Source organism: Paenibacillus sp. MDV22-iso6, from assembly GCF_058408365.1.
The window spans coordinates 614,767-627,088 of sequence record NZ_JBZVDZ010000002.1; the positions used below are offsets into that span (position 1 = coordinate 614,767).

A 12,322-nucleotide genomic window follows, 5' to 3' on the forward strand; every position below is an offset into this window, starting at 1 on the left:
GGTCCCGAGTGCATGCAGTAATGTTTCATGCTTTTATATAAGGCGATGAACGGCAAACGGGTGAAATAGGGAAGCCGGTGTAAATCCGGCACGGTCCCGCCACTGTAAATCAGGATGAATTCCTGTAAGTCAGGTTACCTGCCCTGGACGTATAAACCGGTGTTCCTTCGAGGAAAGGACAGCGTTTCGGGCAGTTCTCTGTGCATATACAGCGCCAAGCTGATCATGCGCAGATCGCCACATGCGAGACGTCATCCCTGATCCTGACCCAAGGATTAGGGATTTTATTTTTTCATATAAGATGAACCGAATATTACACGAGAACGAAGAGTGCAGAACCAATCTGAAGAAACGAAGTGTTCGCCTTTATAACCGGATTTTTCCCTTTTCAAAAAGGGGATCAAAAAAATCTGGGAATAACAGCGATCGGAAGATGGTACTGCAATCGTAGTGGCCTAGTGTAAAGTTTTATTGGTTCATCTTATATAGGAACACAAATTCAAGCGGATTTGGGACAGGAGCACTACTCATTAGAATGGATAGAGAAGGGGAGAATGAACACAATGAATTTCAAGACATGGAAAGGCGTAGCGTCACTGCTGAGCGCAGCGATGCTGGCACTGACGTTGGCCGGATGTGGTACAACAACAACGAACGAGGGTACAGGAACCTCGCAACCTGCACAGGAGCAATCCCAGGAACAGGCGAAAACAGATCTCAAAACACAATATCCACTCACGGTTACAGATGCTACGGGTGAATCATTTACCTTTGACAAAGCACCAGCCAAAATCGTATCCGTATCTCCGGCTGAAACGGAATCCCTGTTCGCACTCGGATTGGACGAGCAGATCGTAGGGGTATCCGACTATGACGATTATCCGGAAGCAGCAACAAAGAAACCAAAAATGGGCGGCATAACAAAGCCTAATGAAGAGTCGATCATTGCAGCTGAAGCTGACATCGTATTTACAGGTATCTCGATGAGCAAAGAGTCGGTGAAGAAACTGCGCGATCTGGGCATTACCATTTTCAAAACAGATCCTAAATCAGTGGATGATGTGATGAATAACATTGAAACTTTTGGTAAAATCACGGATCATCAGGAAAAAGCACAGGAGATCATCACCCAGATGAAAAAAGATGTGGCTGATGTAACTGAAGCTGTGAAGGCAGTTAAACCAGAAGAAAAGAAAAAAGTATACGTTGAATTCTCTCCAGGCTGGACTGTGGGTAAAGGCGAATTCATGGATGAATTGATCACACTTGCCGGAGGAAACAACGTAGCTTCCGACTTGACTGGCTGGAATCAGATTAATGAAGAGAACATTATTGCTTCTAACCCGGACGTCATTCTATATGCGAACGATGTCATTGATGAAAATTCCAAAACATTGGATCAAATCATCAAAGCACGCAGCGGATGGGATCAAATCACGGCTGTGAAAAACGATGCAGTCATCGGTCTGGATGCCAACCTGTTGAGCCGTCCGGGACCACGGGTAACCCAAGGTCTGAAAGAAGTAGCCAAAGCGATCTACCCTGATCTGTTCAAATGAGTAAAAAGCTGGCAGTGTACGGAACGGCCGGAATTGTGCTGCTTGTGTTAACCGTGCTCATCTGCACGGGCATCGGTTCGGTTGCCCTGCCTGTCCGGGACATTGCGGGCATCTTGCTTCATCGCATCCCCTGGCTGGGCGACTGGATTGTTCCTGACTGGAATACAGCAGCAGAACAGATTATATGGAAGGTCAGATTCCCACGTGTACTGCTTGCCGTGCTTGTAGGTGCATCGCTGGCGATTGCCGGAACTGGATTCCAGGGGGTTCTTCGTAACCCTCTGGCTGATCCGTTTACCCTGGGCGTATCGTCCGGTGCATCGGTAGGTGCGGCTTTTCTGATTTTTTTCGGATTGCAGTATGCACTGATTGGGATCTGGACTCTGCCACTGGTCGCGTTTCTGACGGGAGTAGTTACATTGTGGTTTGTGCTGGCCCTCGCTCGTGAGGGACGCAAAATACCGACACACAGCCTCATTCTGGCTGGCGTGGTCATGCAAAGTTTCCTGGGAGCCGTAGTCTCCTTCCTGTCGACCATGTCGAAGCAGACAATCAATGAAATTATATACTGGACGATGGGAAGTCTGGCACTGCGTGGGTGGTCGTATACGGCCATCCTTTTCCCGTATTTTGTGCTGGGGCTGATTTTCCTCTGGAGCCGTGCGCGTTCGTTGAATGTGCTTGCCTTGGGGGAACGACAGGCTGCTCATATCGGGGTTAAGGTGGATGGATTGAAGCTGTCGGTGTTAGCTGTGGGTACGCTGCTTACGGCAGGCGCTGTCTCCGTATCGGGCGTGATTGGCTTCGTCGGATTGGTCATTCCGCATATTCTTCGGCTCATCGTCGGACCTGATTATCGATTGCTGGTGCCTTTGTCCGCGATTGGGGGAGCCATCTTCATGGTCTGGGCAGATACGATTGCACGCTCATTGCTGGCCCCAACCGAAATTCCGCTGGGTGTGGTTACGGCTTTCGTTGGAGCGCCATTCTTCGCGTATCTGCTACACCGGAACAAAAAGCTGCGGAAGGGGATGATGCCATGAGCACATTCATGAAAACAGACCTTACCGAGAGCCGGCCGATGATAGAGGTCACGGAAGCTGGTAAAATGTATGGTAACCATCGGGCTCTGCATGCAGTGGACTGGAAAGTCAAAGAGGGTGAATGGTGGGGCGTTGTTGGTCCAAACGGCAGTGGCAAATCGACCCTGATTCAGCTACTTGCCGGAACCGAACAGCCGAACGCAGGCAGCATACAGATTGATGGACGCGACATTTCCTCATACACCCGTAAAGATTTGTCACGTATGATTGCGGTCTTGCAGCAGGATGGTCTGCCGGCCATCTCTTATCCCGTAAGAGATGTTGTCGAGATGGGACGTTACCCTTATCAGAACTGGCTTGGCAAAGAAACGTCGGATGGAGCAGCAGTAGTTGATAAGGTGTTAGAGGAGTTGGGTCTGAGTGACATGGCCGAACGACCTTTGGATGCACTGAGTGGCGGACAACGGCAGCGGGTTGCGCTTGCCAAAGTCATGGCTCAGGAACCCAGGCTATTATTGCTTGACGAGCCAACCACCTTTCTCGATATCAAATATCAATTGCAATTCATGGAGTTATTATCAGCGTGGCGTCAAAAAAATCATATTACGATTGTGGCGGTGCTGCATGATCTGAACCTGGCCGCACAATTTTGCGATCATATTCTGGCGCTGCGTGACGGGACTTGTGTAGGCAGTGGCACACCCCATTCGTTGATGACGGAAGAGAACATCCGGGAGATCTTCCGGGTGAGCCCGGCCATGGTGAATCATCCCGACAATGGATTGCCACAGCTTTTGCTAAGACGAGAGAAGAAATGAATGAACCGGGGGAAACCCCATATTTTGATAAAGGAAGTGCTGGCTGTATGAATAATGAACAGGTGTTGGAACAGTTAATGGGTCGGATCGTGGGTCCACATGAGGCAGTTGCGGCTGAAGCTTCCGCACATGTGGATGCATTGACGAAGCCACCCGGCAGTCTGGGCAAGCTTGAACAGCTGGTTATTCGTCTGGCGGGAATCACCGGTGAGGCTCGGCCTTGCTTTGATCGAAGAGCTGTCATCGTTATGGCTGCGGATCATGGGGTGGTTGAAGAAGGGATTAGTGCTTTTCCTGCTGAGGTAACGCCGCAGATGGTCCTGAATTTCCTAGCAGGGGGAGCGGCTGTCAATGTGCTTGCGCGCCACGCTGGAGCTCATGTGATCTGTGTGGATATCGGGGTGAATGCGGATCTGGATCATCCAGACCTGGTCTCCCGCAAAGTCCGCAAAGGAACAGCCAACATGGCGAAGGGTGCTGCAATGACCCGGGGCGAAGCGATTGAGGCCATTCTTGCAGGAGCTGAAGTGGTCTCCACCGAGGTTGCGAAGGGAACGCAGTTGTTTGTGACCGGAGAGATGGGGATCGGGAATACAACTGCTAGCGCTGCGGTGATGTGTGCATTAACCGGAACAGCACCTGCTTCAGCGGTTGGCCGGGGAACAGGCGTAGATGATATCGGTTTGCAGCGCAAAGCCGCAGTAGTCAGCCAAGCCCTCAGCGTGAATGCTCCGAATGCAGACGATGCACTCGATGTACTGTGCAAAGTGGGCGGACTGGAGATTGCCGGACTGACAGGCGTGATTCTTGCTGCTGCTGCAAACGGATGCCCGGTTGTCGTGGATGGATTTATCTCCACCGCTGCCGCGTTGATTGCGAGTCATCTTGCTCCGCTCAGCGCAGAATACATGATTGCTTCCCACACATCGCATGAAAGTGGACATGCAGCGTTGCTGCGTGAACTGGGCCTGAAGCCCATGCTGGATCTGGACATGCGACTGGGTGAAGGTACCGGAGGCGTGCTTAGTCTTCATCTGATTGATGCGTCATGCCGCATTTTGAACGAGATGGCGACATTTGCAAGTGCGGGTGTATCTGGTGGCACGAACGAGACTCAACCTACGGAGTCTTCATCAGCTTCTGCTGATTCCTCTGTACAAGGAGAGGTATCATCATGAGTGTACTCGTGACAGGCGGGGCGCGAAGTGGCAAAAGTTCGTTTGCCGAGCGTCTCTGTATGCAGCGATCCTCTGAGGCTTGGTATGTCGCTACGGCTCAAGCTTATGATGACGAGATGCGCGAGCGTATACGCCTGCATCAGAGCCAGCGGGATGAAGCAGGATATCTATGGCATACGGTGGAGGAACCGCTGGCATTGCCTGAGTTAATTACACGAATGGGAGAGTCCCATACAGGTACGTCTGCACCGACCGTTCTGGTCGATTGTCTGACACTGTGGCTCAGCAATGTGCTGTTAGCGCATGAACATGAACCGGTGCAGGTGCTGTACGATCATATGGATGCGCTGGTAGCGGCCATCCAGTCGTACCCGGGTCTGCTCGTGCTTGTCACCAATGAAGTAGGGGACGGTATTGTGCCGGAGTATGCGCTGGGCAGAAGATATCGGGATCTGGCGGGCATTCTCAATCAGCGGATTGCCGCGGTTTGCCGCGAAGTGTTTCTGGTGACAGTGGGCATTGCGATTGAGCTGAAAAGCAGGGAGTATCGTTTATGAGTAAAGGCGATCTTGAACAAAAACATGCGGCTGCGGCCGCTTTTCAATTTCTGTCCCGTTTCCCGGTGAAAATGCAGCTTGATTTCGTCCCGCCATTATTGCGGGAGAGTGTAGTGTATTACCCGCTGGTTGGTGCGGTCATCGGATTATGCGTCTGGCTGGGCGGAGCCCTGACGGGTGCACTGCTTCCATCGTTTCCGGCAGCGGTGTTAACCTTGACGTTATGGGTATGGCTAACCGGAGGCCTTCATCTGGATGGCTGGATGGATACGGCAGATGGGCTACTCAGTTATCGAACCCGTGAGCGAATGCTGGAGATTATGAAAGACAGTCGTGTGGGGGCCATGGGCGTAATCGCCTGTGTCCTGCTGTTGATGATGAAAGCAGCATTGATTGCTGACTTTATCGCACGTGGTAACTGGGCCTATGGAGCTTTGCTCATCCTGCCGATGATCTGGAGCCGTTGGTTCATGGTATATGCCATGGCGGCCTGGCCGAATGCCCGCAAGGACGATGGACTCGCTGTCCTGTTCAAGGGATTGGGGGAACGGAGGGAAGTCCAGCGTGCACGAAGCTCCGCGGTTGGGCTAACCATTCTGTCAGGTGTGATCACATGGGCTGCGGTATGGATCTTCCAGCCGGATACAGCCATGTTCCAGGTACTGGCGACGGAGAATGGATTGGGGACGTTACCATGGTGGCTATATCCTGTTGCAGCGATCATTGTGGTACCATTGGCTGGTTATGTGATTGGCAAATTCGTTGCCGGGCGTATCAGCGAAAGGCTGGGTGGACTTACAGGGGACACATATGGAGCCATGAATGAGCTGCTTGAGGCCGCACTGCTAACGGTACTTAGTCTGTTACAGGGATTCTTTTTGATATAACGCTGAGAGTGGAGGTGAGGGAACGTGGAAGATACTTCTGCACAAACGTCCGAACAAACGGCAGCAGTATTAATGCTGCAAGGGACGGCATCGGATGTGGGGAAAAGTGTAATTACGACAGCCTTATGCCGAATATTCAAGCAGGATGGCTTCAGGCCGGCTCCGTTCAAATCACAGAACATGGCACTGAATTCTTACGTCACGGAAGACGGCAAGGAAATCGGAAGAGCCCAAGGAGCACAAGCCGAGGCATGCGGCATTGAAGCGACAACGGATATGAATCCAATCCTGATCAAGCCGGTTCGGGATATGCATTCTCAGATTGTCGTGCACGGTGTGCCTCTTACACAGATGAGTGCGTGGGACTACCGGCAGCATTTCCTGCCCCAAGCCAAACAAACGGTCATGGATGCGCTGAATCGGTTGCGCGCGACGTATGATATTGTGCTGATGGAAGGTGCGGGAAGTCCTGCGGAGATTAATCTGAAGGATCGGGATATCGTTAATATGAATCTGGCAGGCTGGGCGGATGCTCCGGTTATTCTGATATCGGATATTGATCGTGGCGGTGTCTTTGCCTCCATTGTAGGTACTCTGGAGCTGCTGGAGCCGCATGAGGTTCAGCGTGTAAAAGGATTCATCATCAACAAGTTTCGTGGAGATCTGTCCCTGCTGCAGCCTGGGTTGGACTGGCTTGAAGAACGGACAGGCATTCCTGTATTGGGCGTATTGCCTTACATAAGTGATATTCAGATTGAAGCGGAAGACTCCGTAGTGCTGGACTCCATGCGACACGGCAAATCCGGTCAGCAGGAGCTGGACCTGGCAGTAATTCGTTATCCGCGTATTTCAAACTTTACAGACTTTGATGCCCTTTCTAGGGAGCCGGATGTGAATGTGCGGTACGTGACTTCTCCCGATGAATTGGGGCATCCCGACGCCATTCTGCTTCCAGGTACGAAGGATACGATCGGTGATCTGGCATTTCTGCGTGCGTCGGGACTGGAGCAAGCGATTGCCAGCCAGACGGAGCGTAAACATGTTCAGCTTGTTGGGATATGTGGTGGATATCAGATGCTCGGTCAGCATCTCAAAGATCCATTTGCGGTAGAAGCGAATCAGATTCAGGAAGCCCATGGATTGGGATGGCTGCCCCTATCGACAACATTTCTACAGAACAAACAAACGGTAAGAGCCTCCGGGCATGTTCACAGTCATCATCCAATTCGTTTGCCCAAGGAAAGTGATGCAGCAAACTCGTTGCCGATCCAGGGATACGAGATTCATATGGGTGTTACCGAGTGTCTTGAGCCTGAACGTGTAACGGCCTTATTCGAAATCGCCCATCCGGGAGGTCAATCCTTCAATGAAGGCTGGGGCACGATGGATGGCAAAGTGTGGGGAACGTACCTGCATGGTTTGTTTGAAAGTGATCAGTTCCGACGTTCATGGCTCAATGGTCTACGTGAAGGAAAAGGACTTGCTCCGCTACTGGAGACGTACAGCGCACGTGAACGAAAGGAAATGGAGTTTGACCGTGTAGCTGAATCATTACGTTCATCATTGGATATGCAGCGTGTGTATGAGATTATGGGCGTTCAGCCACCTGAATAAAAGGAAGCTTGGGGTAACAGCGATCGGAAGGTTGTTCGATCATCGGAGTGGAGCGTGTACATATTCATTTGTTCAATTTATATAATGTGCAGTCCAAAAGAATACCCCCATGCGTGGCAACGTTCCTTGAAACCTGGAACGATGCTGAGCATGGGGGTATTTGTGTACCTAATGTTAAAGTTTGATTCGAATATGGAAATAATGGGTTAAAGGTATTCCGGTTAGTTTATTTTGAAGTTCTTCATGGCGGATTGCAGTTCTACCGCTTGCTCATGTAGATGACGTACCGTGCTGGAATGGGAGTCCATTTCATTCAGTTGGAGATCCGCTGTAGAAGCAATCTCTTGCATGCTTTGACGGGATTTGGACGTGATCTGAGCCGTTTCTTCCACGGAAGCACTGACTTCTTCAGCTCCAGCAGATACTTGCTGGGTAGAGGCCGATACCGTCTGAATGGTCAGATTAACGTTCTGAATCAACTCGTTAAGCTGCTGGAATGCGGAGCCTGCCTGTTGAACCACGTGAGTACCTGATCCAATCTCTTGGGTTACACGGTTCATAGCATCAACCGAACGTTCGGCGTCTTCACGGATGGTTCCCAGGTAATCGGAGATTTCCTCCGTAGCTGTTTTGGATTGCTCCGCCAGTTTGCGTACTTCTCCGGCAACAACGGCAAACCCGCGTCCATGCTCTCCAGCACGTGCTGCTTCAATGGAAGCGTTGAGGGACAGCATGTTAATCTGTTTCGTGATTTCAAAAATGGATTGAACAATGGTCCCTATCGCGATCGAGCGCTCGTTCATCGTTTCGACATAACGCAGAGATTCGCTCGCGGTCTGGCCGACACGTTCCATTTGCTGAATGGCATCCTGTGCCAGACGGTTACCGTTAACAGCTTCGTTTGCAGCATCTCCGATCTGCTCGGATACTTCGGCAGAAGAAGAGGCAATATGCATAATGCCTTGCGTGATTTCTTCCATGGCTCTGGCATTTTCGGCTGCGCTGGAAGCGATACTTACGCTGCCTTTCTCGGCACTTTCTGCAGAACGACTGGAGTCTTTCACCATACCGGACATGGATTCTACCCGTTTGAGCAAATCATTGGAGCCTTCCACAACTTCATTGGATGTGGAGAGGGCACGGCTAATCATTTCTTTCAGATTATGAGTCATCGTCTGGAAGCTTGAAGCGAGCTGTGCAATTTCATCCTTACCTTTAATCTGAATTTCAGCAGTCAGATCTCCTTGTGATATCTGTTTGCTGTGTTGAACGAGCTGAATGATCGGCTTGGTTACACGTTTGATCATGCTTGTCGAGATGAGCCATCCGAGCAAAAAGACCAATGCCGTGATACCGAGGCACAACCAGAAGATCTGTGCAATTTTGTCCTGAATGAATTGGGCATCCATGCTAACAGCCATGATCATGTTACTTCCTGCGATCGGAATAAAGGCTGCTTTATGTACACCGAAGGAATCGGCATAAACCTGGCTGATTTCCATTTCTTTTTTCTCAGTGGCCTCATTCATTGCTGCTTCTACTTTAATCTCATCTCCGGCTTTCATGCCCGAGGAGGTATTTGCGATGACAACCGTAGCTTTACCATCCTGAATAGAGACAACGTATGCTCCGTCCAGATTATGCTCTTTGGCTTTGCCAGCCAAATAGGATTCCACGGTCAGTGCAGCACCCTCAGAGCCAGCTCCGCCACTCTGTACTTGCAAAATTTTAGAAGCGGATGTGTTTTTGTATATATCCTGAATGGACGTGCCCAGGACCTTGTCGAACTGTGGAAGCACGTAACTCTGCATAATATTCATGGAGACAGCATAGAAACTGATACTAAACAACAGGGAAGCAACCAGCAGTACGAGGAACAAAGTGCCTCTGATTTTACCGGCAACGGTGCGATTTCGAAACATAGGATCATCCTTTCACGTCATGTTCATTAACATTGTCGCTTTTCCGTTATCGTAAGACTAAATACCAACGAAGAAAGGCCTAATTTTCACGTTGAGAAAACTTGGGAATAAGCGGATATACCTATATTACAAAATTAACCGGAGGTTGAATACAATAATTTTCACGATTCAGTGTATTTTTTTCAGGAATAGATGAATTTATTACATGCATATTACATAATATCAATTAATACCTACCAGAATAGTTTGTTATGTGATATATTGTTGAATATCGCTTTTGAGCGAGTAGAAAACCGGAATATCCGGTTACTCACACTGAGGAGGATTTATACAGATGAATACCTTTTTAATCATTTTGAACGTAGTGGTTATGCTCGCTCTTCTGGGTGTCCTGTTCTGGATGCAGAAGAAACATATTTCCTTTACCAAGCGTGTATTTGCGGGTTTGGGCATCGGGGTTGTATATGGCGTCATTCTGCAACTGATCTACACATCTGATTCTGAAATCATTACCAAGTCGGTCGATTGGTTTAATCTGGCCGGTTCAGGATATGTTCGTTTGTTACAAATGGTCGTGATTCCATTGATCATGGTCTCTATCATATCGGCCATCATGAATCTGAAAGGCAAGCAGAATCTCGGTAAAATGAGTGTTTCGATTATCGCGATCTTGTTGATCACGACGGCTATTGCCGCAGGGGTCAGCATTGTGACAAGCTTGAGCTTCAACCTGACTTCCATTGAGATCGAAGGTGGAGACCGAGAGCTTGCACAGGGGCAGAAGATGGAGGAACGTCTCGTTGACGTGAAGGATCAGACGATTCCACAGCAAGTACTGGAGTTCATTCCGTCGAATCCATTCGCGGACATGACCGGAGAACGTCGTACATCCATACTGGCGGTTGTTATTTTCTCGGCGTTTATCGGTGTGGCGGTGCTCGGATTGGATCGCAAAAAACCACAGCAGGCGGAAACATTCCGAGGTATGGTCAATGCGGTATATGCGGTGGTTATGCGAATTGTAACACTGGTGCTCAGGCTGACGCCTTACGGGATTTTGGCACTGATTACAAAGGTAACGGCCACCACGAATGCGGATGAGATTCTGAAGCTGATCAAATTCGTGATTGCATCCTATGTTGCGTTGCTCGTCATGTTCATCATTCATCTGATTATCATTGCTCTCTCTGGGTTTAACCCACTCACGTATCTGAAAAAGGTTCTGCCAACTCTGGTATTTGCCTTTACCTCTCGTTCAAGTGCGGCAGCAATTCCGCTTAACGTGGAGACGCAGACGAAGAAACTGGGTGTATCCGACGGGATTGCGAATCTGTCAGCAAGCTTTGGGGCCACGATTGGTCAAAACGGCTGCGCCGGGATCTATCCGGCCATGCTGGCGGTGATGATTGCTCCAACGGTCGGAATCGATCCGCTGAGCTGGGACTTCATTATTACCCTGATCCTGGTTGTCATGATCAGTTCATTCGGTGTAGCTGGTGTAGGCGGCGGGGCAACCTTCGCTTCCCTGATCGTGTTGTCCACGATGAACTTGCCCGTAGCCCTGGCAGGATTGTTGATCTCGGTTGAACCGTTGATCGATATGGGTCGTACAGCATTGAACGTGAACGGGTCTATGACTTCAGGACTTGTGACCAGCAAAATTCTGAAAGAAAACGATCATGATACATTTAATGATCAAAGTCGTGATCTGGATTCAGCCGTTCAGGCGTAATTCAGATTCATAATAGGCGGATGGCAGTTACTGCCACAAGCCATGCAAGAGCAGCCGTTCTTCGGGTTAATCCGGAGGGCGGCTTTTTGCTTTTAACATCCGTTGGGCATACGGTAAATATCATCTGAAGCCAGTTGGAGTTATTTAGTGCTGTTCAAGCTTGGGGAAATGTGATAGAGTATTCATGTTTTGGCCCAGAGTCAAACCGCGGTTCGTAACCATCCCGCGTAATCAAAACTAGGAAGGCAGTGTATTTATATTGTTTAATTTAGGATGGGGAGCGCTTTTCGTTCTCGTAACGTACGGCTTTTTTCTTTTGTGTTACCGCTTGTTCGGTAAAAAGGGTCTTTATGCCTGGATTGGTGTGGCAACAGTCATTGCCAATATACAGGTGACCAAAACGATAGATATTATGGGTATCGTTCTGACGCTTGGCAATACGATGTATGTCAGCATGTACTTGACCAGTGATTTGCTCAATGAGAAATATGGACCAGGTGAGGCACGTAAAGCCGTATGGTTCGGGTTCTTCACTTTGATTATGACGACAGTGCTGATGCAGATGGTATTGTTCTTTGAGCCAGCATCGACGGACTTTGCACAGGAGTCGATGGAAAAATTGTTTGGTATGCTGCCACGTCTGGCACTCGGTAGTCTGACAGCCTATTTCATCAGTCAGTTCCTGGACGTGCGACTATACACTTGGCTGCGTAAGGTGGCGCCAGGGCGTAATCAGTTGTGGATACGAACCAACGGTAGCTCGATCATCAGTTCGTTCGCGGATACACTGGTATTTTGCACGATTGCGTTTGCTTTCATCTATCCATGGGACGTTTGGCTTGAAATTTTCTTGACCACATATGTGATCAAATTTGTATTGACCGCGGTAGGAACGCCGTTTCTATATGCTGCACGAAGCTTTAAATTCAAGGATGAAGCTTAGATTCGTAGTTAAGTTCTTCTGCAAAATGCTGAATCCAAACACAAAAGTCCCGCAAAGCCATGCATTCAT

The 12,322-nt window shown here is 49.5% G+C and carries 10 protein-coding genes and 1 riboswitch; of the genes, 9 read left to right on the plus strand and 1 reads right to left on the minus strand.

What is annotated here, in order from left to right:
* Window positions 1-23: 23 nt before the first annotated feature.
* A riboswitch (cobalamin riboswitch) is annotated at window positions 24-160 on the plus strand.
* A gap of 394 nt (window positions 161-554) precedes the next feature.
* The 7 genes from AC4PM4_RS09040 (at window position 555) to AC4PM4_RS09070 (ending at window position 7,656) form a co-directional block, all read left to right on the plus strand.
* On the plus strand, window positions 555-1,559 hold the full coding sequence (locus AC4PM4_RS09040; protein ID WP_371121646.1) for an ABC transporter substrate-binding protein: 1,005 nt from the start codon (window positions 555-557) through the stop codon (window positions 1,557-1,559).
* On the plus strand, window positions 1,556-2,602 hold the full coding sequence (locus tag AC4PM4_RS09045; RefSeq protein WP_090808224.1) for a FecCD family ABC transporter permease: 1,047 nt from the start codon (window positions 1,556-1,558) through the stop codon (window positions 2,600-2,602). Before AC4PM4_RS09040 ends, AC4PM4_RS09045 begins: the two co-directional genes overlap by 4 nt.
* Window positions 2,603-2,610: 8 nt before the next feature.
* Window positions 2,611-3,420: an ABC transporter ATP-binding protein gene (locus AC4PM4_RS09050; protein WP_072734441.1), complete on the plus strand. Its 810-nt coding sequence runs from the start codon at window positions 2,611-2,613 to the stop codon at window positions 3,418-3,420.
* A gap of 47 nt (window positions 3,421-3,467) precedes the next feature.
* Window positions 3,468-4,598 carry a nicotinate-nucleotide--dimethylbenzimidazole phosphoribosyltransferase gene (cobT, locus tag AC4PM4_RS09055; protein WP_274570074.1) on the plus strand — a complete coding sequence of 377 codons (1,131 nt, stop codon included), beginning with the start codon at window positions 3,468-3,470 and terminating at the stop codon, window positions 4,596-4,598.
* Window positions 4,595-5,155 (plus strand): bifunctional adenosylcobinamide kinase/adenosylcobinamide-phosphate guanylyltransferase, encoded by a 561-nt coding sequence (gene cobU, locus AC4PM4_RS09060; protein WP_063564374.1) that lies wholly within the window; start codon window positions 4,595-4,597, stop codon window positions 5,153-5,155. The genes cobT and cobU overlap by 4 nt, the downstream gene beginning before the upstream one ends.
* Window positions 5,152-6,042 (plus strand): adenosylcobinamide-GDP ribazoletransferase, encoded by an 891-nt coding sequence (cobS, locus tag AC4PM4_RS09065; RefSeq protein ID WP_063564373.1) that lies wholly within the window; start codon window positions 5,152-5,154, stop codon window positions 6,040-6,042. The genes cobU and cobS overlap by 4 nt, the downstream gene beginning before the upstream one ends.
* Before the next feature lie 72 nt (window positions 6,043-6,114).
* Window positions 6,115-7,656, plus strand: a complete 1,542-nt coding sequence (locus AC4PM4_RS09070) for a cobyric acid synthase (protein WP_491613422.1) — start codon at window positions 6,115-6,117, stop codon at window positions 7,654-7,656.
* A 221-nt stretch (window positions 7,657-7,877) separates the two neighbouring features.
* Here AC4PM4_RS09070 and AC4PM4_RS09075 read toward each other — a convergent pair whose 3' ends face one another.
* Window positions 7,878-9,578, minus strand: a complete 1,701-nt coding sequence (locus AC4PM4_RS09075; protein WP_269053693.1) for a methyl-accepting chemotaxis protein — start codon at window positions 9,576-9,578, stop codon at window positions 7,878-7,880.
* A gap of 334 nt (window positions 9,579-9,912) precedes the next feature.
* Between AC4PM4_RS09075 and AC4PM4_RS09080 the strand changes: the two genes are divergently transcribed.
* Complete coding sequence (locus AC4PM4_RS09080; RefSeq protein WP_491613383.1) at window positions 9,913-11,310, plus strand: L-cystine transporter; 1,398 nt, start codon at window positions 9,913-9,915, stop codon at window positions 11,308-11,310.
* A 259-nt stretch (window positions 11,311-11,569) separates the two neighbouring features.
* Window positions 11,570-12,253, plus strand: coding sequence for a queuosine precursor transporter (locus AC4PM4_RS09085; RefSeq protein WP_063564370.1), 684 nt, complete (start codon window positions 11,570-11,572; stop codon window positions 12,251-12,253).
* The last annotated feature ends 69 nt before the right edge of the window (window positions 12,254-12,322 follow it).